This window comes from Nostoc sp. NMS9 (assembly GCF_017114995.1).
Taxonomy (GTDB): Bacteria; Cyanobacteriota; Cyanobacteriia; order Cyanobacteriales; family Nostocaceae; genus Nostoc.
Genome location: NZ_JABXKL010000083.1, coordinates 1 through 23,942, shown reverse-complemented (window position 1 = coordinate 23,942; position 23,942 = coordinate 1). Strand labels below are relative to the sequence as shown.

20 protein-coding genes and 2 pseudogenes are annotated in these 23,942 nt (G+C 40.5%); 9 read left to right on the top strand and 13 right to left on the bottom strand.

The window, feature by feature from the left end:
- Positions 1–158: 158 nt before the first annotated feature.
- Positions 159–1,142 (bottom strand): CHAD domain-containing protein, encoded by a 984-nt coding sequence (locus tag HWQ40_RS26430; protein ID WP_292783921.1) that lies wholly within the window; start codon positions 1,140–1,142, stop codon positions 159–161.
- A gap of 284 nt (positions 1,143–1,426) precedes the next feature.
- On the opposite strand from HWQ40_RS26430, the gene HWQ40_RS26425 reads away from it, so the two are divergent.
- Positions 1,427–2,494 (top strand): DUF3616 domain-containing protein, encoded by a 1,068-nt coding sequence (locus HWQ40_RS26425; RefSeq protein ID WP_292783917.1) that lies wholly within the window; start codon positions 1,427–1,429, stop codon positions 2,492–2,494.
- Positions 2,495–2,524: 30 nt separating this feature from the next.
- On the opposite strand, the gene HWQ40_RS26420 is transcribed toward HWQ40_RS26425, so the two are convergent.
- Complete coding sequence (locus HWQ40_RS26420) at positions 2,525–2,929, bottom strand: NIL domain-containing protein (RefSeq protein WP_104905189.1); 405 nt, start codon at positions 2,927–2,929, stop codon at positions 2,525–2,527.
- A 397-nt stretch (positions 2,930–3,326) separates the two neighbouring features.
- On the opposite strand from HWQ40_RS26420, the pseudogene HWQ40_RS26415 reads away from it, so the two are divergent.
- Together HWQ40_RS26415 and HWQ40_RS26410 are read left to right on the top strand one after the other, a co-directional pair.
- Positions 3,327–3,713, top strand: a pseudogene (locus tag HWQ40_RS26415) (response regulator).
- A 659-nt stretch (positions 3,714–4,372) separates the two neighbouring features.
- A complete protein-coding gene (locus tag HWQ40_RS26410) occupies positions 4,373–4,906 on the top strand; it encodes a sterol desaturase family protein (protein WP_334983388.1) in 534 nt (177 codons plus the stop codon).
- Positions 4,907–5,120: 214 nt separating this feature from the next.
- Here HWQ40_RS26410 and HWQ40_RS26405 read toward each other — a convergent pair whose 3' ends face one another.
- Entirely contained in the window at positions 5,121–5,423 is a 303-nt protein-coding gene (locus tag HWQ40_RS26405; RefSeq protein ID WP_292783910.1) for a hypothetical protein, read from the bottom strand.
- Between the two features lie 384 nt (positions 5,424–5,807).
- Positions 5,808–6,677 (bottom strand): 3-deoxy-7-phosphoheptulonate synthase, encoded by an 870-nt coding sequence (gene aroF / locus HWQ40_RS26400; protein ID WP_292783908.1) that lies wholly within the window; start codon positions 6,675–6,677, stop codon positions 5,808–5,810.
- Positions 6,678–7,588: 911 nt separating this feature from the next.
- Here aroF and HWQ40_RS26395 point away from each other — a divergent pair.
- The gene (locus HWQ40_RS26395; RefSeq protein ID WP_292783906.1) at positions 7,589–8,083 is read left to right on the top strand and encodes a hypothetical protein; all 495 of its coding nucleotides are present in this window, start codon (positions 7,589–7,591) and stop codon (positions 8,081–8,083) included.
- Positions 8,084–8,263: 180 nt separating this feature from the next.
- Entirely contained in the window at positions 8,264–8,911 is a 648-nt protein-coding gene (locus tag HWQ40_RS26390) for a pentapeptide repeat-containing protein (RefSeq protein ID WP_292783903.1), read from the top strand.
- A gap of 247 nt (positions 8,912–9,158) precedes the next feature.
- On the opposite strand, the gene aroA is transcribed toward HWQ40_RS26390, so the two are convergent.
- Complete coding sequence (aroA, locus tag HWQ40_RS26385) at positions 9,159–10,439, bottom strand: 3-phosphoshikimate 1-carboxyvinyltransferase (RefSeq protein ID WP_292783900.1); 1,281 nt, start codon at positions 10,437–10,439, stop codon at positions 9,159–9,161.
- 206 nt (positions 10,440–10,645) lie between these two features.
- On the opposite strand from aroA, the gene obgE reads away from it, so the two are divergent.
- On the top strand, positions 10,646–11,674 hold the full coding sequence (gene obgE, locus HWQ40_RS26380) for a GTPase ObgE (RefSeq protein WP_292783897.1): 1,029 nt from the start codon (positions 10,646–10,648) through the stop codon (positions 11,672–11,674).
- Positions 11,675–11,987: 313 nt separating this feature from the next.
- Here the strand turns inward: obgE and HWQ40_RS26375 are convergent, their stop codons facing one another.
- Entirely contained in the window at positions 11,988–13,877 is a 1,890-nt protein-coding gene (locus HWQ40_RS26375; RefSeq protein ID WP_292783894.1) for a PAS domain S-box protein, read from the bottom strand.
- Positions 13,878–14,829: 952 nt separating this feature from the next.
- On the opposite strand from HWQ40_RS26375, the gene HWQ40_RS26370 reads away from it, so the two are divergent.
- Entirely contained in the window at positions 14,830–15,039 is a 210-nt protein-coding gene (locus HWQ40_RS26370; RefSeq protein ID WP_292783892.1) for a TOBE domain-containing protein, read from the top strand.
- A 180-nt stretch (positions 15,040–15,219) separates the two neighbouring features.
- Here HWQ40_RS26370 and HWQ40_RS26365 read toward each other — a convergent pair.
- Positions 15,220–15,372 (bottom strand): annotated as a pseudogene (locus HWQ40_RS26365) (substrate-binding domain-containing protein); the annotation flags it as partial.
- A 362-nt stretch (positions 15,373–15,734) separates the two neighbouring features.
- On the opposite strand from HWQ40_RS26365, the gene HWQ40_RS26360 reads away from it, so the two are divergent.
- Positions 15,735–16,493, top strand: a complete 759-nt coding sequence (locus HWQ40_RS26360) for a HesA/MoeB/ThiF family protein (RefSeq protein WP_292783889.1) — start codon at positions 15,735–15,737, stop codon at positions 16,491–16,493.
- A 65-nt stretch (positions 16,494–16,558) separates the two neighbouring features.
- On the opposite strand, the gene HWQ40_RS26355 is transcribed toward HWQ40_RS26360, so the two are convergent.
- From HWQ40_RS26355 to modD, 3 genes are all read right to left on the bottom strand, one after another.
- Positions 16,559–16,768, bottom strand: a complete 210-nt coding sequence (locus tag HWQ40_RS26355) for a molybdopterin-binding protein (protein ID WP_094352220.1) — start codon at positions 16,766–16,768, stop codon at positions 16,559–16,561.
- Between the two features lie 175 nt (positions 16,769–16,943).
- Positions 16,944–17,621 carry a hypothetical protein gene (locus HWQ40_RS26350; RefSeq protein ID WP_292783885.1) on the bottom strand — a complete coding sequence of 226 codons (678 nt, stop codon included), beginning with the start codon at positions 17,619–17,621 and terminating at the stop codon, positions 16,944–16,946.
- A gap of 792 nt (positions 17,622–18,413) precedes the next feature.
- Positions 18,414–19,265: a ModD protein gene (modD, locus tag HWQ40_RS26345; protein WP_292783882.1), complete on the bottom strand. Its 852-nt coding sequence runs from the start codon at positions 19,263–19,265 to the stop codon at positions 18,414–18,416.
- 280 nt (positions 19,266–19,545) lie between these two features.
- On the opposite strand from modD, the gene HWQ40_RS26340 reads away from it, so the two are divergent.
- Entirely contained in the window at positions 19,546–20,262 is a 717-nt protein-coding gene (locus HWQ40_RS26340) for a 2OG-Fe(II) oxygenase family protein (protein ID WP_292783880.1), read from the top strand.
- Between the two features lie 174 nt (positions 20,263–20,436).
- On the opposite strand, the gene HWQ40_RS26335 is transcribed toward HWQ40_RS26340, so the two are convergent.
- The 3 genes from HWQ40_RS26335 to HWQ40_RS26325 all read right to left on the bottom strand — a co-directional run.
- Positions 20,437–21,039: a PEP-CTERM sorting domain-containing protein gene (locus HWQ40_RS26335; RefSeq protein ID WP_292783878.1), complete on the bottom strand. Its 603-nt coding sequence runs from the start codon at positions 21,037–21,039 to the stop codon at positions 20,437–20,439.
- Between the two features lie 60 nt (positions 21,040–21,099).
- On the bottom strand, positions 21,100–22,050 hold the full coding sequence (locus tag HWQ40_RS26330; protein WP_292783875.1) for an extracellular solute-binding protein: 951 nt from the start codon (positions 22,048–22,050) through the stop codon (positions 21,100–21,102).
- Between the two features lie 935 nt (positions 22,051–22,985).
- Positions 22,986–23,942 (bottom strand): CAAD domain-containing protein (locus HWQ40_RS26325; RefSeq protein ID WP_292783872.1); only part of this gene is annotated, 957 nt, incomplete at its 5' end.

Sequence of the window (23,942 nt, the reverse complement as noted above, 5' to 3'; positions counted from 1 at the left end):
ATGCTAGAAAGCACTATTAGACTAATTTCAGGTTTGGGTTCCGCCGAAAAGACTCGTATTGTACAAATTCCCTAGAGCAGTGTTTATCTTTTGTCTCTAGAAGCTCCTATTCAATTGTCTGTTCGTTAGTCCAATCCTTGCCCAACAAAGAGAAACCTTTAACTTATTACTCCTGAAAGTGGGTGCAGTATTGTTAAATGAAAACTATGTCTGGTTTCAGTTTCCAGATACCGTTCTTGCAAAGGTTGCCACTGCTGCCACGACTGGTAACGATTTTCAGTTAACAAATTAGCAAGGGTGGGCAACTCAGTCTGAATTTCTGACTTGTATACATCTGTAAGCCAGTCAGTTAAAACGGCACTATCTTGCATCGTACCCAAAATTTCTTGGATATTTTTCACTTCTGTAATATAAGCTTCGTAAGAATCGCCATATAAGTCAGTAAATAACTCCATTTGATAGCGTATACGTTTAGCTTCTTTTCGTAAACTATGAAGACTTTCACCTTCTGTTGTCAATTGTTTTTCTATCTTTTTTGGTTTCCAGTTTTTCTGGATTTTCACTTCTGATTCTACAAATTCAGTCCCAACTAGCCAACCTGGATGCAGTAAGAAGTTACTCAGTTCTGGTAAAAGTAAGTCTGGTAGCACTTGCTGAATCGAAACAGCTGCCAAAGATTGATAACTGGGTTTCTCTAACCATTTATCCAATGCATCTTTTAGAGATTTGTAAGATTCATCGTTTAATGTTTTCTGCACACTCGATTGTACATCTTCACGTTGTTTCGCCAAAGCTGTAAAAGCTGTTTGTAGAGATTCCTGTTCTTTACGGGGTAAGTTTGGTTTGTAATTGTTTTCCAAACTTTCTTTGAGTACGTCTAAATCCCGCAGATTACCAAGACGACGAGCTATTTTACCAATATTTTTATCGCTGACTGGTTTCGATACATCCACTGCTAGCCCAAACCGAGTTACCGCTGTCCGTAGGCGGCGCATTCCCACTCGCATTTGGTGTAGCGCTTCTGGATCTTCATCTTTCTTGACTGATTTTTCCCACTTGAAGGTTTTCTTACAGTGTTTTTCAATCGCTTGGTAGGCGTAGTCACCGAGAGTTTTTACTGTGGGTTGTGTAGCTAATTTCATAATTGGTCTGAATGATTCCCTCATGAGGTTATTGCATAATAACAATATTATTTAAAAATTTGCATCTACTTTTGATGTTTTTTAACTATGAGGATTGTCACGTATGCTTATGACTATTGATAGTTGCATCCTCTTCTATAAATATGCAATATCTGTCAAAGGTTTAAATAGCAGATGCACCCTGCCAATTTGATATGAGCTATAGTTTTGAGATAAATATTGGAAATTGAATCATATCTTATAATAGCATGGCTAGCATTTTGTAACTATCAACATGATTTAAAATGCCAAACTTAGATTTGTTAAATAAAGTTTTATTGACTTTTGTAGCTTCTTTTCAAGAACATAGAGAAGACTTATCAGCAGTCCTGTTAACACATCAGAAGTATTTATGGTTGGGGTCAGATGAAACCTCAACTATTGAGCGTTTATTATTGGTTGATACTGATAAATTTACAGATCATCAACAATTTCGAGTAACAGAATTTATCAGTTTACCTGCACCAGAAGAGGAAGAAATTGATATAGAAGGACTGGCTTACGCTGATAATTACTTATGGTTTGTTGGTTCTCACAGTTACAAACGCAAAAAATTCAAACCTGAAAATACAGATGCCAAAAACTCTAAAAGGCTAGCAAAAATTGAATCAGAACCTAACCGTTACATTTTAGGACGAATTCCTATGATAGACGGTAAGCTATTTTCATCTTGCCCACACCCTCAAAAGCCAGATGTGCAATTGAATGCCAGTAAACTAGAGGTGACGAATCAGGGTAATTTGCTGATGACAGCTTTAGCAGATGATGCCCATTTAGGCTTGTTTATTCAGGCAGCAATTCCTGGAAAGGATAATGGCTTTGATATTGAAGGAATAGGCATTTATCAAAACCGTGTCTTTCTGGGTTTGCGTGGCCCTGTATTGCGGGGTTGGGCTGTGGTGCTGGAAATAGAGTTAGAAGATTCTACCCCTGGACTGATGAAACTAAAGCAAATTGGGGAATTGAAGGAGTTATATAAAAAGCATTTTATCTGGTTGAATGGTTTGGGAATTCGGGATTTGTATGTAGATGATAAAGATTTTTTGATTTTAGCTGGGCCAACGATGGATTTAGATGGGCCTGTGCAAGTTTATCGCTGGGTAAATGGTGTGAATTTACGAGAAAATATCTTCAGCAATCCCGATTTTGTGCAAGATATTCCTTATGGAAATCGAGAAGAACACGCTGAGGGAATGACGATGTTTCAGGATGTAGCTGGCATACCTTCGCTATTGGTAGTTTATGACTCTCCAGCAAAAAGTAGGCTGATGGGTGATGGTGGGGTAATTGCGGATGTGTTTAAGTTAGGCTAAATTCAATTTTAGATTTTGGATTTTAGATTGTTAAATGTTAGTAGAGATTGCTTGTACGGGACAGGTGGGGATACACTGTTCGCAGACAATACAGCGCGATCGCGTGAATGTCAACTTGTATGTCTCTGGGTGGAGGGTGAGGGCTTCGGTAGGACAAACCCCAGTACACAAGCCACAGTGGACACACACATCCTCGTCGATCGCAATTTCGCCTAATGTAGAAGAAACATTAACATTACGCGATCGCATCCACTCGATCGCCGCATCTAATTGATCGATGTCTCCCGATAATTCCACTACCAGTTTGCCAATTTGATTTGGGGCAACTTGGGCGCGGATAATATTGGCGGCGACGTTGAACTCTTTGGCCAGTACGTAAGTGACTGGCATTTGCACGGCGCGTTTCGGGAAGGTGAGTGTTACTCGTTTTTTCACAGATTTAGCAGAAGGTTTTTTCTGTTGTAGCGTATTGAGAGTTTTATCAGTCCTTCCCTACGGTAAGTTGCACGAATGAGCAAAGCAAGAGAAGGACACTGCTCCTACCTCAACATACATAACACCATTTCCAAAAATCTTTGCAACACATAAATCGGCTGTAGGGGCATACAGCTAGCTGTAACATTGGTGTCAAGTTCAGGTTAAAGCCAGTCTAGAAAAAGCTTTTAGCAGATTATCTCGTTCCCAGTCTCCGACTGGGAATGCCCCTAATTGGGGCTGCCACCTCCCGAACTCGCGGCAGAGCCGCCAGGAGTAGCATTTCCAGCCTCTTGCTGAAAACGAGATTTTAAAAGGGTTTTAGAGTTGCCCTCATCCCCTAACCCCTTCTGCCAACATGGTGGATAACGAGCAGTATATTCAAGAAGTTGCCAAGATTTGCTTGGAAACAGTCGCAGGTTGGAAAGTAGTGACTGCGAGTTCTGGTCAAGAGGGCATAATTAAAGCTGAGACTTACTAACCAGATGCAATTTTACTAGATGTGATGATGCCAGAGATGGATGGCATCACTACTTTTGAAAAGTTACAAGCCAATCCATTAACCAAAGCGATTCCAGTAATTTTGTTAACTGCTAAAATCCAGGCTTCCGATCGCCGTCGCTATAATCAGATGGGAATGATTAGTACGTAGGCGTAGCCCGTCGTAGACATCGCTAAACCATTCAATCCTCTAGAATTAGCTGCTGAAGTAGCCGTAGCCTTGGGCTGGAGTCTAGAAAAGTAGAACAAAATCTATAGCAAATTAATTTATAAAAAGTAGATGTAACGAAAAGTGATTTAAAAGTTTTTTTAGGTATTAAAAAACACAATGGATAAAAATCAATTCAATTATTCTTGAAATACATAATATAAACGAACAACTTAAATAAATTGTAACTTAGTTGCAAAATGAGCTATTTACTAGAATTTAAGTTGACCAAGAACCTTTTTTTATAAATAGTAATAACTTATATTTATGTATGCCCTAAAATTAATTTAATTTTTATTAACAAAATTTAATATATATTATCTGAACTACTTGATGTTGTAAAATAAGCAGTGGATTTTGTCGATTAACAAATTAAATCGTAATTTGCTTATTTTTGGTAATGAAGACCAAAACAATTGGACATAATCAGCATTTTCATTTCACCGAATTAATATTACGGATGGGTCTAATTGACGAACCACTCATTTTGGTATTATTGCTTTTTCTTCTTCGGTATCACTCTTGCCCGATACTTTCTGATTGCTGGCGGAGCATACTTGCTCTTTTATTTAGTTTTAGGGAAGTCTCTCGCCAACAAGAGTTTGCGTTTGAAACCGTTGATGAATTGTTCCATTAAAAAGGATATTGAATTATCAGTAATCTCCACAGTAGTTTTTGCTATTTTTGGAGCGTTTATGATCTCAGAGTATAATTTGGGAGCAACGCTGTTATACGCTGACATCTGGAAATACGGACTGTGGTATTTAATAGTTAGCTTTATTGCAGTGCTAATTCTTCAGGATACTTACTTTTATTTTATCCATCGGATGTTTCACCACCCTCTAATTTTTAGATGGATGCATTATGGACACCACCGTTCAGGCGAGCCAACGCCTTGGAGTTCCTCTGCCTTTGACTTACCAGAAGCGATCGTACAAGCACTTTTTTTTGTAGGTGTAAGCTTTATAGTTCCGCTGCATTTCGTCACCTTAGTTGCCGCACTTATAACTATGACAGTATGGGCAGTGTTTACCCATCTCGGATTTGAGCTATTTCCCTCCTCATCTAAAAGTTACTGGATTGGAAGGTGGCTTATTGGTTCTATGCATCATTCCATACATCATCGTAAGTATAAAATACACTACGGTTTGTATTTTACATTCTGGGACAAACTGCTTGGTACTGAAGATCCTAATTATGAAAACGAAACCCACACAAGGGAGTTTTAATTCCATCTAGTGGGACTTAGACAAAAAGTAGCCATAAAAAAGCCTTAAATCTATATGCAGAGAGACTTTGACATCGTTTTGCCTAGTTTCTTGATATATCTGGGTTTCAAGCATTCTTGAGCATTTGGTGTATTTTCCTTGCCTTGTATGGATTTGAGTCTTGTTTATGCATCAAAAATGTTTAAATCCCGCTAGCGAAATTCTAGAGTACTGACTATTTAACTTTTGTCGAATTCTCAAGCTTGTTTGGATTCACCCAACGATTGACAAATTCGTTGTTATGTTTGTAAACCTTGATTTGCACTTGCTTGGAACTTAACTTGACTATTTCAGCAGGAATTCTTTGGACATCACTAGAATCTGTGCGGGGCTTGTAAAGCCAAATCACTTTTTGCCCAACTTGAAAGTAGTTAGGATTGCTAGTTAAAGAAGGCGTACTTTCTGCCCAAGAGGGGAAAGCAATTACTAAGTTGATCAAAAGTACTAAGACCACTAGAGTGATTTGAAAAAGTTTCATAATCATTGCACTTGTCTTAGGTCTGATGGGGCAATCAATCTGCTGCTCTAGCATTTAGTTATTGTCCTTCTTCAGGTTCTCAAAGTTGAAAGATCGGTATACTCAAAACGGCTTTAGGCAATTTAGCAAAAGTTAAAATATCTACTAATTTCAGGATAAAACGACTTATGGAATAAAATCAAATAGTCTTATTTGTTAAAACGATAATTTAGATTTATATATAGAAGACTGTGTTGCAAAAATACGTTTGAGAACAAATGGAATAGTTGAAGTAACAACTTGATTTTACGAAAGCGATCGCTATTTGTACTTAAGCCAAAAGAAATATTTTGACTAACACATTCAAGCGATGCCTACGGCGGTAAACTACGCCTTCTGTGAAATTTAAGCAGCCCAAAAAATCGGGGCAGGTTCCAAACCCGCCCCGACATCTGATATACTACGCCCAACAGCTGTTGCTACAGGCTTTAAACTATTAACTAAATGCACCATATCTTCTAAAGAAAGTGCTTGACGGGCATCAGAAACAGATTTTTCTGGTTCTGGGTGACATTCAATAATTAATCCATCTGCACCGCAAGCGATCGCAGCCCTAGCCACAGGTGCGACCAACTCCCGTTTCCCGACAGCATGAGAAGGATCTACAATTACAGGCAAGTGAGTTATTTGCTTGAGTGCTGCCACTGCTCCTAAATCTAGGACGTTACGGGTGTAATCATCGAAACTGCGAATACCTCTTTCGCACAACACCACATCAGGATTCCCGTGGCTAAGGATATATTCAGCAGCCATGACAAATTCTTCAATAGTTGCTGCTAAACCACGTTTGAGCAGTATTGGTTTACCAGCTTGTCCCAAAGCTTTGAGCAAGTCAAAGTTTTGCATATTGCGGCTACCAACTTGAAGCATATCAGCGTGGGCGGCGACTACTTCAATTTGGGAAATTGACATCACCTCCGTGACAACTGGCATATTGTAATGCGATCGCACCCTGGCTAAAATCTCTAACCCTGACTCTCCCATACCCTGGAAAGCGTAGGGAGATGTGCGGGGTTTGTAGACACCGCCACGCAACCCCTGTACTGATGCAGTAGATAACTTTTGGGCGACTATCTCCATTTGTTCTAAGCTTTCAACAGTGCAGGGCCCGCCGATAATTACCAGTTCTTCACCGCCGAAAGCCACTTCTTTCGAGATTTTAACGATTGTCTGGTGGTTTAAATGGGATTGTGCAGCAAGTTTGGCATTAATCATAATTACATTCTCCTGAGAAATTGGGGATTGGGGATTGGGCATTAGGCATTGGGAATTGGGAATTGGGGATTGGGCACTTGTACTGAGCGAACGCGAGTGCGTCTCGTAGAGAAGTAGTCGTTGGCGCAGCCTCTCCAAGAGTTGTATTGGGCATTGGTTATTCCCCCTGTCTCCTTTGCCTCCCTTGTCCGTCTATTCCCCATGCCCAATCCCCAATGCCCCATTCCCATTTCCAAATAACAAAAAAGCCCGAAACCTTTAAAAGTTCCGGGCGCGTTCTGAATTCATTGGCATGACGCTATTTACCCGGAATTTATTCTGGGCCAAAAGTAAAGGCCATAAAACCAACTACTGAAATAAGTCATGACAATGAAATTCTCCTTAAAAAAACAAAAACCGCAGAGTTTGCTCTGCGGTTCACCGGGCGGTTTCCATTAGGAAACTTAATTCACCCCCGGTGAACCACCCCAAACCAAAAATAAAAGTAGGAATTTGTGTTAAACATTTGCGGCGTTTTTGCTGGAAAACTTAAGAAATATACCTATCTAACGTAACACTAGCAGGAAGAGTAGGCTTTGTCAAGACCTGCACAAACTATAAAAAAGCGATAGACTCAGTACAACTCTGGGGATTAAGACTAATAACGCTTTGTACAATTCAAAATCACGCCCTGTTCTGATTGTACTAGTTGCTTATTTGCGTAGACGAAAAAAGCGGCTTGTCATTAGACATCACGATAGTTATGTAACCTCAGAAGAAAAAGCCAGGATTGAGAAGTTAAAATATATAATTCTCCTGACTTATGACTTCATCTTGCGAAAGCTTATTGCAGGGAATTGCCAACCGCCATACATTATTATTACCCAAGTCCTCATTGACCAGATCAATTTTTTAGGATCATCTGTCTCATTATGCCCAGTTCCAAAATCTTAACCCAATCTTTCGACTATTATGGAGCTTACCCCTGCCCAGTCTGTCGGATAGGTAAGATTTCTCACATGCCATTGATGGAAGCTATGGCTTGTGACTTTTGCCAAGAGATTTTTACAGTCAACTTAGAACAACAGCAAATCAAGATGCCTTCTAGGCAACCACCTTTAACTTGGCGTTGGAATGGGTTTAGTTGGACAGAAGGCCAGTTGGAAGGTATGGAATTAGGTTGGGGTTATGGACTAGCAGCAGCAGTTTTTATAATTCTTCCCACTACTCTAATTGGCATAGTAGCTTACTATTTTCCTGCTAATCTGAAGGAACCCATTACCTGGATGCCATATATTTGGACAATATTAACCTTTTTATCACATTTATCAATTATTGTTTGGATTTATATTGAAGTCTATCAGATTCCAGTTGCAGCATATTTTAGAGCGATCGCTCGATGGAGAAATGGAGAGATGGGAAGATGAGAAATCAATTAAAAATTAAAAATTAAAAATTAAAAATTAAAGAACTTCTGCCTCCTACCTCCTACCTCCTGCCCCATGCCCCATGCCCCATGCCCCATGCCCCATAATCCATAATAAATGATGCAGCGGATAAATGACTCCATCACTCATAATTAAGTTGATTGTCCACTAAAATATCGTATGAGCGATCTGGAGCAGTACTATAGAGTTTTGGAATTAGAGCCTGGAGCAACACTTGAAGAAGTGAACCAGGCTTACAAAGATTTAGTCTTTGTTTGGCATCCTGATCGCATTCCCAAAGACAATCTCCGTTTACAGCAGAAAGCACAAGACAAGCTAAAAGCCATAAATGAAGCTCGTGAAAAGTTGCGCTCTCTAAAAACCAAACCTCAAACCACATTTAGCTCACCGCCACCTCAACAGGAAAAACCATCTCAAACAACCCAGCGACCACCAAAGCAAAATTCAGATTTAAGTGGCAAAGACTACAGTCGGGCAAATTTGAGCAATAAAGACTTATCTGGCAGAAATTTGAGTTATGCCAATTTGAGTGGTGCTAATCTCAGCGATACTTTTATGCACAAAGTCAACCTCAGAGGTGCAAATTTATCTGAAGCAAATTTATTTCGGGCAAATCTACTTTTAGCCGATCTTAGAGAGGCAAATTTACGCGCTGCTAATTTGATTGGAGCGGATCTCAGTGGGGCCGACTTGCGAGGAGCCGACCTGACGGGAGCGCGGATTCGCTCTGGTGAGCGGCTTCTGGTTAAATTAGTTGGTACTAACTTAGCAGGGGCAATTATGCCTGATGGTTCAATTTATCAATAATAGGACTAGCCCTTTTAAGGTGAACGTTTGTACTATAAAATAAATGATGTTTTTAACCCAATTTTGGTACTTTGGCTCAGGCGATCGCTTAATTTACAGTCCAAAAATTTGGAGGTGAATGCATAAATTCCTTGTTCAATTCCAGCCGATGCCTTAAATGCCGTAAAAATTTTGATAGTACATATGCTCACCTTGAAAGGGCTGGTTCTAGTTTTAACTAATTATTGTCCTTTAGCGAAAATAGCTCTTATTGTTCTAACATTTGGAAGAATCGGGTAAAGTAATCTGGAAAAGTCTTCGCTGTACAACCAGGATCTTTAATTACAATCCCTGGAACCTTCAAGCCAGTGACAGCAAAAGCCATTGCCATTCGATGATCGTGATAGGTTTCAATAGCCGCTGGGGTAATGGGGCCAGGTTCAATTTTCAGTCTATCTGCAAATTCTTCAACCTCAACTCCTAGCCGCCGCAACTCTGTGACAACAGCTTTAATTCGGTCAGTTTCCTTATATCGAATATGTTCCACATTCCGAATGGTAATCGGAGAACTGGCAAAGGGCGCGATCGCTCCTAATGTTTGCACTAAATCTGATATATCATTCATATCAATATCGATGCCTTGCAATTGCTTCGGCCCCGTCACTTCGGTGTAATCATCCGAATCCTTAATTTGGCAACCCATCTGTTCTAAAACATTCAGCCAGAGAATATCACCCTGACAAGATTGTTTGGTCAAATGTTTTACCCGCACCCGTCCACCCGTGACGGCGGCGGCAGCAAAAAAGTAAGAAGCATTTGACGCATCGGGTTCTACTGTGTAATGTCGAGCTTGGTAACGTTGACCTGCTTTAATCTGAAATTGATTATCGCCGATTTGAATCACCTCCACGCCAAAGTCTGCCATCAGACGACAGGTCATTTTGATGTAAGACTGAGAAACCAGTGTACCTTCAACCTCAAAAATCGTATCTTGTTGAGCGTAAGGCGCAATCATCAATAATGCCGAAAGTTGCTGACTTGTTTGGTTGGCTTTCAAGCGAAAATTTCCGCCAGCGAATCCCTGGCTATAGAGGGTGTAGGGCATAAACCCGGAGTTTCCCTCAAAGTTAACAGTTGCACCACCCGTTTGTAGCACCGTCAGCATGTCACCCATCGGTCGTTCTCGCATCCGAGGAACGCCATCTAGCCGATATTCGCCATTACCTAGTGCTACCAGCGCCGAGATAAACCGTGCTGTAGTACCTGATAAACCTACAAATAAATCTGCCTGTTTAGCTGGGATGTCGCCTCCCTTTCCTGCAATCTGAATCTGAGCCAGATTAGGATTCAGAGTTATAGGAATACTCAATTGCTCTAAACATTTAGCAAAATACTCGCTGTCTTCACTAAATAAAGCATTTTCTAAAATTGAGTCACCTTCTGCCAAAGCGGCGACAAGCAACGCCCGATTGGTAAGACTTTTAGAACCAGGAATTTCTACCGTGGCATCCACTGGCCGATTCAGAGCAGGAATTGCAATGGTATCCACTTTAAACCTCTACGTAGGCGGTTAGCTACAACTTTATATATTGCCATATCTTGAGCAAAAGGAGCAGGGGAGTAAGGAGTGTGAGTTACAAGTAAATAGTGAGGAATAAGATTTTAAAACTTATAATTTATAACTCGCCCATAACTCGCAACTCATAATTCAGAACGGGTTAAACCCTAGCTATCCGCTAACAGGACTGTAGAAAGATGCAATTTATCGATCAATCAAAAATTGAAATTGAAGCTGGTAAGGGCGGCGATGGTATTGTCGCTTTCCGGCGAGAGAAGTACGTGCCGACTGGTGGCCCCTCTGGTGGTAATGGGGGACGAGGTGGTTCGGTCTTTTTTGTTGCCGAAGAAAACCTACAAACTTTGTTGGACTTCAGATACAACCATCGCTTTCAGGCAGAAAAGGGTACTCGTGGCGGGCCAAATAACTGCACTGGGGCAGCAGGAAAGGATTTAATTATCGAAGTTCCCTGCGGCACAACCATTTATGATGCTGAAACTGGCGAACTGCTAGGGGATTTAATTGAGCCTAAGCAGACTTTGCTGATTGCCCAAGGTGGTAAAGGCGGACTGGGAAATCAGCATTTCTTGAGTAACCGTAACCGCGCCCCAGAATATGCTCTCCCAGGATTACCAGGGGAAATAAAGCAGCTGCGTCTAGAGTTAAAACTTTTGGCAGAAGTGGGGATTATTGGCTTACCAAATGCTGGTAAATCCACTTTAATTTCATCTTTATCAGCTGCACGTCCAAAAATCGCAGATTACCCTTTTACTACCCTCATCCCAAATTTGGGTGTAGTGCGGAAACCTACTGGCGATGGTACTGTTTTCGCCGACATTCCCGGACTAATTGAGGGAGCAGCTCAGGGGGCAGGGCTGGGACATGATTTCTTGCGCCATATCGAGCGCACGCGGGTGCTACTTCACTTAATTGATGCTACTAGTGATGATGTGGTGAGAGACTACTACACAATTAAGGAAGAATTACAAGCTTATGGACGGGGTTTAGCAGAACGTCCGCAAATCTTGGCGCTGAATAAAATTGATGCAGTTGATCGCGAAACTGTCGATTTGGAGGCATTAGCCACCCAACTTAATCATCTCTCCTACGCCCCGGTTTTTGTGATTTCAGCGGTTACTCGCACCGGGTTAGAGCCGATGTTACAGGAAATTTGGGGAATTCTCGACCAAATGAAGGTTCCTGAAGAAGTGGAAGCATTTAGATAATTTGTAATTCGTAATGACGCTCTCTACGAGACGCTAAAAGCGAACGCGGACTCGCTAACGCTACGCTAACGTAATTCGTAATTACTACTTTTAGAGGGAAAGTAGCTGTTGGCAGCAGAAATACTTTTTTTTATAGGACTTACGCATCAGGTACGAAATGTAGGGGCAATTCATGAATTGCCCCTACGGTAAATCAAGGCTTTCACTGCCTTTTTGCCTAAGTCCTGTTTTACTCACGGGATAAAGCAAAGCTTTTAAAATTACGAATTACGTAGCTTGCTTCTCGCCAGAGGCGGGTATTATCAATTACGAATTATGTTGATGTATCCTGAATCAAGGGAATCTTAATCACAAACTCAGCGCCTTGTCCTAGCTGCGAAATACATTCTAAGGAACCGCCATGTCTTTCTGTAATGATTTGGTAGCTAATGGCAAGACCCATCCCTGTACCTTGACCGATAGGCTTGGTGGTAAAGAAGGGGTCAAATAGTTGTTTTTTAACATCTTCTGGTATTCCCAATCCATTGTCGGTAATCCTAATTGTTACCTGATTTGGCTCCTGTAGTTGGGTGCGAATGCAAATTTGCGGGGAAGTTCTTTGCTCTATGCTTCGGGCGTTTTCCCCAAGGATAGGACAAATGATGAATGACTCTTCCAAAGCATCGATCGCATTTGACAAAATATTCATGAATACTTGATTTAGCTGCCCTGCGTAACATTCAACCAACGGTAGCTTACCGTATTCTTTGATTATTTCAATTGTCAAGCGCTGGTCATTACCCTTGAGGCGGCTTTGCAAAATCATCAGAGTACTGTCAATTCCCTCATGGATATCAACAGCTTTCATTTCGGCTTCATCCAAGCGCGAAAAAGTTCGCAGGGAAAGCACAATCTCTCGAATGCGGTCTGCCCCAACTTTCATTGAGTTGATTGTTTGTGGCAAATCTGATTTCAAAAAGTCCAGTTCGATTCGTTCTGCAAAATCCTCAATTTCTAGCACCGGTTCAGGATAATGACTTTGGTAGAGTTGCAAAAGTGAAAGTAAATCTTGGGTGTATTCCTTGGCAGGAGTGAGGTTGCCATAGATAAAATTGACCGGGTTGTTGATTTCGTGTGCCACTCCTGCGACTAGTTGACCTAAGCTAGACATCTTTTCACTTTGAATTAAGTGAGTCTGGGTGTGTTGAAGTTCGCGGAGTGCAACTTTAAGTTCTTGGGCTTGTTGTCTGAGTTGGGCTTCCGACTTTAACAGGGCTTCCTTGGCTTGTTTACGTTCTGTGATGTCTCTAACAACAGCTACCCGACAAAAAGGCTCTCCTGTTTCAGGATGTTTAACCATAAACAGGCTGCAATCAGTGGGAATTTCTATGCCCGTTTGAAAATGCTTATAGCGAAACTCGCCTTGCCAGAAACCATGTTGAAATATCAAAGGATTAATTTGTTGCTGAAACTCTGCAAAAGCTTCTGGTGAATAAAAATCAACCAAGAATTTGGTTTTGGCTGCTTCCAGGCTACTAAGTCCCACCATCTTGAGTCCGGCGGGGTTTACATAGAGAACTTGCCCTTCCATTGAAGCAATGCCAATAAAGTCGCTGCTGTTTTCAATCAACGCTACAAATTTTTGCTGTTCCTCTTCAGCTCGTTTGCGTTCTGTGATATCTAACACCATTGAGGCAACGCCAATTAACTGACCATCAGGAGCCACTAACGGGTTGTTATACCACTCACAGACCATCGTTCTGCCATCTTTAGTGACGTTCTCGTTGATACTAAAACTTCCTCCACGTTGTGTTAACAGGGCGGTGATAATCTTATTTACGTGCTTTCTGGCGTTTTCAGGTACTATAATTTCAAAACGATTCCCCAGCATTTCCTCTGCGGTGTATCCAAAGATTCTTTCTGCTGCCCGATTCCATGTCTGAATCTCAAAGTTGGTATTCCATTCAATAATGGCTAAGGGTGTTTGTTCAATCAGCAATGCCAGTCTTTGCTTTGAAGCTCTGAGTTCTGCCTCTGCTTGCTTGTATTCGGTAATGTCGCGATAATACCAAATCCTACCGTAATAGTCTTCTAAAGGTGATATCTCATCACAAGCCCCTAGCTGTTTACGCACGGGTGCAGAATAGCGCTCAAAAATCTTTCCAGACTTGAGGAAAATTTGATCACGGCTACTTTCCTCTGGATGCTGGTAAAGATACTTCACTTTAGCCAGAAATTCGTCTGGATTTACTAGTTTGTCTAGTACCCATCGCAGAAGTTGGCGATCGTCGCATGTTTCGAGGATTGCAGCAGGAATTTGCCATAACTGGGAGAATTTCTGATTAAAGGAAGTAAACCTCGTCTACGTTGAAACCCGTAGTTTTTCCTCATCTTCTTCAAGATGATTTTTCACCCAGAAGCGATGCCTGCGGCGGGCTACGCCTACGCTAATTTCAAACGGATTGGAATTAATCTTGTTCAAATGAATCAACCCGTTCAATCAGTTCTGTAGAAGATTGATAGCATGACAGCTAGTACCGCAAGGCGGAATTCAAAATGACGCTCTCTACGAGACGCTAAAAGCGAACGCGGACTTGCTAACGCTGCGCTAACAAAATTCAAAATTCAAAATTAATACGTCGTAAGCGTTTCGTTGATTTGGAATGGGTGGTTTATTTATACCGTGCTGTACTAGGCAGGACTGTGGTCGGGTAGCAGGACTATATCGCTATAATCCCGCCCCCTCAGAACCGGACTTGCGCCTTGCAACGCATCCGGCTCAAGTAAGTCATAAACTACAAATTGTTCCAGCTAGCACTTGAATTAACTACGAGCGCGTACAATAAACCCGTTATAGAAGAAGCACATGGCTCTGGCTTAGATATTTCGTTTTTTGATAATTTATTTACAGGAACAACCGCTCCTAATGCAGTTTTATACATTAAATTAATGGGAAGGAGACGACTGTAGGTGCGATCGCTGCACCATACCAGGTAAAAACGATGCTGAAGTCTAAAGGCTCCATGAGTTTACCTACAGGGCCATTTTTACCAAAAATAGCAGTATTAATGGATAGTAAAAATTCATATATTTTCTAACCGTAGCCATACAGATTAATTTAATTACTTGTTATTATTTACTTACGTGTAAATAAAAAAAACAGTAGGAGTCATAAAATGCAAGTTAGCGCTCGTAATGCTCTCAAAGGAACTGTAAAAAACGTCATCGTTGGCTCTGTAAATACTGAAGTAACGATAGAAGTAGCACCAGGGGTACAGGTGACTGCAATTATTACCAAATCATCAGCAGAAAATCTCAAACTTACTGAAGGTAAAGAAGTCCACGCCATAGTTAAATCATCAGACGTAATCATTGCCGTAGGCTAAAGTAATTGTTGAGATTCTATTAAGGGGGGGCAGTTTGATTGTCCCCTGTAAAGCGATCGCGTAGGTAAGTTGTTGCTATAAGTGTCCCATCAATAATATGTTGTAGATAAGCTAAACCAAAGCTATTTAGTCTATTAGCCACATCACCAAATGTCTGCATAGGATTGCGATCGCACGCTTCTGATGTCCCCAGATACTGATAAACTGCTGTACTGGTAATTGTTCTAAGTATTCTTTGAGAATCACCAAGTCGTATGGCGCACTGTAAAGGGGGATAAATCTCAACCCAAAGGCAGAAGTTATAGATGCCGTACTGATTCCTGCATCAGCTATTTCTGTATATCCTACCAGAAAGCAATAATACTTCAAAGACCCCACAGTTTTGCTGTAGGGTTTATTTCATTGGGCATTCAACCCAGGACAAAGAGCAAACTGGCAGTAATGGATCGGTGCTGGTCAAAGAGCAGAGATGATTGAATAAAGGACTATCACGACATCTCCGCAGAGGGAGCAGGAATACATTCGCGTAGGCATAGCCCGTCGTAGACATCAGTGTATTTGCACATAGCTCCCTTAATAGTGCCTGGAATAAATACCAACTTTACAGGTACTAAATCAGAAAAATGTATAGACAACTACAATACTTGCTACCAACTAGGTGGAAAATTTTACGACTGATAAAGAATTAAAAAGCGATGAACTTAACACCCAGTGAGTTAGAACGCTATCACCGCCAAATGATGCTTCCCAATTTTGGAGAGACAGCACAAAAGCGCTTGAAGTCCGCAACGGTTTTGGTTACAGGTGTAGGGGGATTAGGCGGTACATCAGCGCTATATTTGGCAGTAGCAGGTGTTGGGCGGCTAATTCTAGTTCGGGGTGGTGACTTACGGCTAGATGATATGAATCGTCAGGTTCTGATGACAAATGATTGGGTAGGTAAGCCAAGGGTATTCAAAGCCAGAGAAACTCTGCAAGCTATTAATCCTGATATTCGGGTGGAAGCAGTTCATGATTACGTTACAAAAGAGAATGTAGACTCTTTAGTACAATCTGCTGATATAGCTGTTGATTGCGCTCACAATTTCACAGAGCGGAACTTGCTCAATCAGGCTTGCGTGCGCTGGCAAAAACCAATGGTGGAAGCTGCAATGGACGGAATGGAAGCTTACCTGACGACGATTATTCCTGGTGTCACTCCTTGTCTATCATGCTTGTTCCCAGAAAAGCCAGATTGGAATCAGCGTGGGTTCTCGGTTCTCGGTGCTGTTTCTGGGACACTAGCTTGTCTTAGTGCATTAGAGGTAATAAAGCTGATTACTAAGTTTAGTGAACCCCTATTGTCACAACTGCTGACAATTGACTTGATGCGAATGGAATTTGCCAAACGACATTCTTATCACGATCCTTCATGTCTGGTGTGTGGTAGCAGTTCTTGCTCGGAAAATTCGTAAATAGTTGGATAATCGTAGCGATCGCTCTATAAGCAGATCGCCACAACTTATCTACTCATTTCCAGCTATTCTGTAGCAATTATGACATCCGACGCTTTAATCACAGCGATCGCCTGTTTTCCCTCTTGAAGTTGGAGATGCTCTACCGACTCCTTGGTAATAATTGCAGTTACTTCCACCCCAGGCACAATTTCTAATATGACCTCAGAGTTGACTGCTCCTGGGTGAATTTTCTTAATAGTTCCTTTTAAGGAATTACGAGCGCTAACTTCCATATTTTGATCCTCCCTATTTATCAGATAATTCTGAACTGATTAATACTAACAACTATGAGATTGTTCGATTCTCCTCATTTAGTGAGATATCTTCAGCCTTACAGAAGAACTTAGATATCAGACTGGTATTAGAAGATGAACTCTCCGTTGTAGGCATCTTTAATCAGACGGGTTTTCAGAAATATTTTGGTTTCAAAGGAGAAGGAGGAGCAGATAATATGAGGATATTTGTCACATTACTAACGTAACGACCTCCAGCTTTGTCACCTGGAACTACTAAACGAGCAAATCCTTCGTCTGTTAAAGGCACGATTTTACCATCACTACCTTTTTTTGCAAATGCAACTAGCACTGTTTTGCCTTCAAAGTTAGGTTGAATTTCACCAATAGCTACGACTGCACCATAGCAATCTGTGGCGTCAACTAGAACATATTGCCTCAGAAAAGAGTTTTTACTATTCACCCCAGAATTCCCAGGTTTTAGGCCACCTCCGGCTTTCGGATTATTAATCAATTCCCATAGGGGGACTCCATAGTATGTTTCTGTTCGTGGCCCTGAGCCGGTTTGAAAGCTCACAGTGATTTCAGTAACTAATGCTGGATTTTGTTTTTTTAAAGTATCTCGTAAATTTTGCAGTTTTTGCAAGTTATAAGTGGCTGGATTATTGAGTTCTCCACCCAAACGAAAACTTTGCGAAGAACCTCCAAGACACTTATTTTTATCCCAGACAGAAGGTGTTTTTTCTTCTCGATTCCAGGGAAGATGGCTCCTGGAGTCAGCTAAAGTAGGCTGCCATAAAACCAGGCTCGATAGTATTAAAGACGCAATGGGTATCTGGCGGGTAAAACGCATAAAAGATTTCTCCGTTTACTATTGAATATTGAAAAAATTAGATAGTTTTGCTCAAAGATGTTTGCTCACCAAAAATTAGTATTTTTATCGCCAAAACTGAGCAATTTGACGATAAATTTTGTTAGAAAAAATAAAGCCTTCAAATCATTCAACTCTCAACTCCTTACCAGACAATACAAAATTGCTAGTTTTCAATATGAGTTATTAAAAACTAATGAATCAAAAGCCAAAGTTATCCGCAAACCTCCCCTGAGATTTACGTTTTTCAAAATCGATAAGTACATCTGTGTAATGTACTGAAGATAATACCAACTTTTCAAGTAAATTACCATATTATTTGGTAATCAAACACTAACAAAATTAATTTTTATTTCTTTTTAAAATAGTTCAGCTTAATATTGTATGGAAACTTGCTGTTATTATTTGCCTTATAAATAGGTAACTATCAAGCTAATAAAGTGTTTAAAAGTGAGACTCACCTGTAAATTGGAAAATTGCCTGATTTGTGGAAAAGGGTTGTAGTTGTGCCGATACTATAGTTGCAGCAAAACTATCCAGCTACTACACTCGTAGTCTATGCAACCAATAGACCAAAGAAATGGTAACTGTTCACAAGTGCGATGAAGAGAGCGATATAGCCGTCTATCGCTCTATTTCATCAACTACTTAAGAGCTTCGTAAAACGCCTGCCCTATTTCCGTTCTAAGTCTTGCGTAAACACTATTCTTTCTAATTCAGCTCCTGCGTTTTAACAACTGCAATCTTAAGTATCAAACTAAATATAAAAATGCACTATTGTGCCATCGTCATTTTGACTGCAATATCGCACGGTTTACCAAAGTACGGTGAACTTGTCACTAAAATATCTACACCAGTGCTAGCATAATCCTTTATATTTTCAGAGGTAATACCACCAGCCGCTGCTAGTTTTAAGTTTGGATACTGCTGCTTTAACTTCAAAACTAGAGGCTCAAGGTCTGGTAGGGGAATTTTATCAAACTGAATTAAATCTACACCTGCTTGAGCAGCCATCCAAGCATCTTCTGGTGTATCTACTTCAACGCAAATACGTTGTTCTGGAAACTGTCGTCGCAGTTCAGTCATGCGCTCAATTAGCCCAACTATACCTCCCAGGAATATCAGGTGTTGATTAAAGATCAGAACTGTTTCAGATAATCCTAAGCGATGAAAAAAACCCCCGCCAGCTAGAACTGCTTTGATAGAAAGCGCTCTAGTACCTGGAAAACATTTACGAGTAGTCACAATAGAAACTGACTGATTTACTGTTTTAGCAGTATCTACTAATACTCTTGTACGCGAAGCAATGCCGGAGGCGTATTCCATCAAATTTAAACCAACTCTCCAGCCACTGTGCAAAGCTTGAGCAGTGCCACTAGCTTGAAGAATTAATTGCTTTTCTTGGCAGACTGTACCACTTTCGACTTGATAATGAATTTCGGCACCACAATATTTTAATACTCTGGCTGCTTCTTCAGTAGCGCAAATGGTCATCGGATGACGGGTAGAAAACTCGATTTCACCAGGTTGCTTGCCAATGCCAAGTCCGTAGGTTGTCAAATCTAGGTAAGGAACATCTTCCTGAATTAACCTAGCGATCGCCTCATCTGAAAAGAAAACACTCATTTTAGTTTTATGATCGGCTGACAAATAAATAGCTCAATCAAGATTCCCACTCAACCTAATCTCATTCAGTTGTAGGAATTGTAATAATTACTACTATTGTTCCAAATAGTTGGTAACAAAATAACTTTGTTAATAAAGAATATATACCTCAGTCGCCAAAATTAGTTAAATGCTGAGATTGGAAACTATTGACTTATAATATCAAGCTTGAATTTAGCAATCATACAGATAGTGTAAATTACAAACATAATCTAAAGAAGATTGAGAATGCTAAATTTAGATGCCATTTATCATAACAACAATGCAATCAGTTCCATACCGTTATGCTGTGATAGAGAATTTGTTGCCCAAAGCAGCTAGCTTGGAACTTGCCGCCAGCTTTCCCCAGGAACAGTTTCGCTTATCAATAGGGGAAGGATATGGGTATCTTTGGAGTGAGATGCTTGCTAGTAACGAGGATATTGCTTTGATATACAAATTTTGCGATGCCTGCGGCGGGCGTAGCCATCGTGCCAGCCCTGAGTTGTCAGTTCGTTGGCGCGATCGCATTGCACAAGGAAGATTATCTTCTAATCTTGGTAATCTCAGCAGTATTTGGCGACAAGTGATAGAAGAACTATGGACACCTGCTTACCGCCAAGCCTTAACACAAATGTCTGGGGTGGAATTGAAAGACTGTGCAATGGTGATTGGGTTTCGTCGATACAATCTAGGTCACTGTCATCGCCCTCATACTGATGAACCATCAAAAGCTCTGACTCACTTGCTATTTTTCAATGAACAATGGTCTATGGATTGGGGTGGTTGTTTGCGAATTCTCTTGGACGAAAAACCAGAATCTGTCTTCCAAGATATTGCACCACTGAACCAGTTTTCGGCTGTGATTGTGCGCTCAGATAATTCCTGGCACATGGTAACTCCAGTAGCATCGACTGCACTACAGTGCCGATTGGCTCTCAGGATCACTTTTTTTCACAATCTCGATGCAGGTGCTTAATCGCCTCTATTCTCTCTCTGGAAACAAGTAGTTAACGAACAATCCAAAAGGCAGTTAGCAGAGTACAGATTATTCTGATTATATGAGTACAACTATAGCAGTCATACCTCCTTTGTAAGCATATCTCCAACCTTTTCAGAAGTTGGAGATATGCTTACAAATGATTTAGAAATACTATATTTTTAAACCTACTTTTCGCTTATACAGTAGTAAAGTTATACCACCCGTGACTAACACAGTAGGTATTGAATCTGATTCAGGAATTGGTGTAATTTGACCCGAACCACTTATTGTGTTGCTAAACCGGCCAAAATCATTCACTCGACGACCGGTAGTAACTAAAAAGTATTTCTGTCCTGTAATGAGTTCTCGGTTGAAATTAACAGTACTACCATTAGTAGTAGTATTTGCTATAAGAACATTGGTTAATTGTTCAGTAGGATTGAAACTGTCCTGATATAAAGCTAAGAAAATATCCCATTTTCTATTTGCAGGTGGCGTAGGTTCAGATTCACCATTTATAGTATATAAACCTGATTGACCCACCGTAAAATATAATACACTGTAAGGTACACTCATTCCCAAATTCCCATCTTTTTCACCACTGATAAGAGTGGGAGGATTCCCTGGTGCTACACGCCGCCAAATCGGTTCATTTGTTGTATCTCCCTGATAAGTAAAGATAGCAGCTTTGGAGGGTTGAGCGGTAGAAACAGTAGCTAATGCTAACCCCAGAATAACCATTAATGGTCTTTGAAAAAACTTTGTTTCTAACACAAATTATCTCTTTAGATTTACTAAGAGCTTGTTTCAAACTTAACCAGATTATTCGATTTTCTAACTGTGGCGTTCATCGCTCACTTGAACTTTTTGCTGTTTGGCAGCAATCAACTTTCTCTGCAAGGCAAAAGCTACACTCACAGCAAGTAAAATTCCACCAACCCCCTGAGGTTCGGGAACTGACTTCGGACTATTAAATCCATATTTTGCTAGTATTTTTTGTCCAGTTGGTGAAAGGATATAATCAGCTAGTTTTGAACCTCCAGGATTCGCATCCTTAAGTACTGTCAAACCATAGTCAGCTTGGGTTTTTAAGTTATCTGGCAATTCCACTATCTGTAAACTTGGTGAAATTTGTTGGGCAGATAAAGCACTGGTGTAATAGACTAAATAGATGTCTGCTTTGTTGATATCTTGCAGATAGTAGACTATGCTGCCCCCCGGACTATTCCTCTCTGGCGGCAATGTTCCTGATAATATTACGGCTTTACCATTCAGTTGGGCAAAGCTGCCTGGATGAATTTGTTCAGCTTTGCGAAATACTTCGACCCCGTAATCTCCCAAGGGATCGCTTACAGGTTTGGAAATACCTAATTTAACGTCGGTATCGAGAAACTTATCAAGCAGATTTTCTGTGGTGAGTGACACTTCAGGTGTAGCGATCGCATAGATAGGATTTCTGGCAAACGTTTCGACTTCCCCACTTAAGTTATTTTGATTTAGTGCAAGGGCATTACCTAAATCCGCACTGGCAAAGACATCTGCCTTTTCCCCTGCTAACAACCGATCTTTCAATGAACCAGAGGAGGCAAATTCTGTTTTGACAGAAATCCCATATTCCTGGGTAAAAGCACTAGCAACTTCCGAAAGCCCACCTCTCAAGCTACCAGCAGCATATAAAGTCACCTCAGGAGGTGCAGCCAGTGTGGCTGCTAAAGTCTGTTTTGTAAAGGTAAGATTGACAACTAATGCAGTCAGCGAAGCGGCAAGCAAATACTTTTTCATCATTTTTTAATCGCCCATAAGTAAGGAAAAAATTACTTTCTCATTTTTGGTAAGCTAAAACACATATTTATTGCATAGTCACTCGTGAGGTTTGTTGACTGCTGACAGTTGACAGTCAAGAGTTAACATTCAACAGCCAACACGACCATATATGATTTAAAAAATGTGGAACAGCTTAACTAATGCTTAAACAGTCCTCGATCTGAGCGTTTAAACTTTATGAATTATTCAACAGTATTAATTGCGTATTTTTTTATACTAAGTTGTGTTTTCGATTGAGGTTATTATACCAACTTGGTTGGATAAAATCAATTCAACTACGTAATTAAACGCTGACTTTATCAAAACTTTAAGTAAAAAGTTTTTTATGTTGATGAGATTACGCACATGACAAGACTTCAGGAGTAACTACGACCTACGACTGTGGCATTCGTGAGAGGTTAAGGTCGTATCCCATTTGTCAATAAGCAATAGTACTCAAAATATGACTGAAAAGTAGGGTTGGAAACACAATTTTTGAGGAGGCGATCGCGTAATCTGGATACGCATCATTCATTCTTGACCGATCAGTTCAGTACAATAGTTAACTTAACACCTATGCTTTGTCCAAATTTTCAGCATAATTTCTAATTGACAAAAGTAAGATTATCTTAACCTCTCACTGATGCGACTGTGGTGCTTTTGCGATGTCTACAGCGAGCGTACCCCTACTAGAAAGCAAGCTACGCGGAGCATCTCGTAAAGCCTGCGGCATAGCTACGCCCTAAGCGTAGCCTCTCGTAGAGAAGCGATCGCAATCTCTACGACGGGCTACGCCTACGCAACATAGATATTTGCTCTCAAAATCCAAGCAACTTCTTGCATAGTGCGGGGAATGTGTTTGTTTGCCTTGTGCTTTCTTTCACGATGAAAGAAAGCAAATGTGGAGGCATAATAGCTTATGAATCTTGTCCCTCGACAATTTCTTTTTGGATAAAACTAATTTGTGCAGCTAATTCTTGCCGAGTAGAAGCTTTAAATAGATATCGGAAAACAAACCAGATTAAGTAACCAATTCCAGTCAACTCGAAAGCTAGATTTAACTGGGGAATTTCATTTATTACATCTAAGACAGCTATAATTATCTTAACTGCAACAGTCGCTGTAATAATTGTAGCAAAACAAATAATTGGCATCTGGTATTCAGTGGAAAAGCTACCTAAGTATTTAGGTAATTGCTCCAAAAATGCAGAGAATTTACCATCAATTGGCTGCCATTGAGGTAAGGGTTGATTATCAGGTATTAGCAATGGTTGAGTTTCAATTTTTGAACTTTCAAATCCTGCGATAGGTTCGGTAGATGTAATATCAAAAGATTTCGATTGTTCTACTTCGTTCTCCTGAAGTAATGGTTGATTATCAGGTATTAGCAATGGTTGAGTTTCAATTTTTGAACTTTCAACGGCTGCGTAGTTTACCGCCGTAGGCATCGGTTCGGTAGATGTAATATCAAAAGATTTCGATTGTTCTACTTCGTTCTCCTGAAGTAATGGTTGATTATCAGGTATTAGCAATGGTTGAGTTTCAATTTTTGAACTTTCAACGGCTGCGTAGTTTACCGCCGTAGGCATCGGTTCGGTAGATGTAATATCAAAAGATTTCGATTGTTCTACTTCGTTCTCCTGAAGTAATGGTTGATTATCAGGTATTAGCAATGGTTGAGTTTCAATTTTTGAACTTTCAACGGCTGCGTAGTTTACTGCCGTAGGCATCGGTTCAGTTGATGTAATATTAAAAGATTTCGATTGTTCTACTTCACTCTCCCCAAGTTTACTATTTTCTTCAGGGATAACAGTTTTTATTTGCTCGCCACGGATGTCATCTTTAGCCAATTTCATCAGAGGAGAATAAATGGC

Excerpts from the sequence above, each read along its gene's own strand:
- HWQ40_RS26430 (WP_292783921.1), bottom strand. The coding sequence starts at position 1,142 with ATGAAATTAGCTACACAACCCACAGTAAAAACTCTCGGTGACTACGCC.
- HWQ40_RS26425 (WP_292783917.1), top strand. The coding sequence starts at position 1,427 with ATGCCAAACTTAGATTTGTTAAATAAAGTTTTATTGACTTTTGTAGCT.
- HWQ40_RS26410 (WP_334983388.1), top strand. The coding sequence starts at position 4,373 with ATGATCTCAGAGTATAATTTGGGAGCAACGCTGTTATACGCTGACATC.
- HWQ40_RS26405 (WP_292783910.1), bottom strand. The coding sequence starts at position 5,423 with ATGAAACTTTTTCAAATCACTCTAGTGGTCTTAGTACTTTTGATCAAC.
- aroF (WP_292783908.1), bottom strand. The coding sequence starts at position 6,677 with ATGATTAATGCCAAACTTGCTGCACAATCCCATTTAAACCACCAGACA.
- HWQ40_RS26395 (WP_292783906.1), top strand. The coding sequence starts at position 7,589 with ATGCCCAGTTCCAAAATCTTAACCCAATCTTTCGACTATTATGGAGCT.
- HWQ40_RS26390 (WP_292783903.1), top strand. The coding sequence starts at position 8,264 with ATGAGCGATCTGGAGCAGTACTATAGAGTTTTGGAATTAGAGCCTGGA.
- obgE (WP_292783897.1), top strand. The coding sequence starts at position 10,646 with ATGCAATTTATCGATCAATCAAAAATTGAAATTGAAGCTGGTAAGGGC.
- HWQ40_RS26370 (WP_292783892.1), top strand. The coding sequence starts at position 14,830 with ATGCAAGTTAGCGCTCGTAATGCTCTCAAAGGAACTGTAAAAAACGTC.
- HWQ40_RS26360 (WP_292783889.1), top strand. The coding sequence starts at position 15,735 with ATGAACTTAACACCCAGTGAGTTAGAACGCTATCACCGCCAAATGATG.
- HWQ40_RS26355 (WP_094352220.1), bottom strand. The coding sequence starts at position 16,768 with ATGGAAGTTAGCGCTCGTAATTCCTTAAAAGGAACTATTAAGAAAATT.
- HWQ40_RS26350 (WP_292783885.1), bottom strand. The coding sequence starts at position 17,621 with ATGCGTTTTACCCGCCAGATACCCATTGCGTCTTTAATACTATCGAGC.
- modD (WP_292783882.1), bottom strand. The coding sequence starts at position 19,265 with ATGAGTGTTTTCTTTTCAGATGAGGCGATCGCTAGGTTAATTCAGGAA.
- HWQ40_RS26340 (WP_292783880.1), top strand. The coding sequence starts at position 19,546 with ATGCCATTTATCATAACAACAATGCAATCAGTTCCATACCGTTATGCT.
- HWQ40_RS26330 (WP_292783875.1), bottom strand. The coding sequence starts at position 22,050 with ATGATGAAAAAGTATTTGCTTGCCGCTTCGCTGACTGCATTAGTTGTC.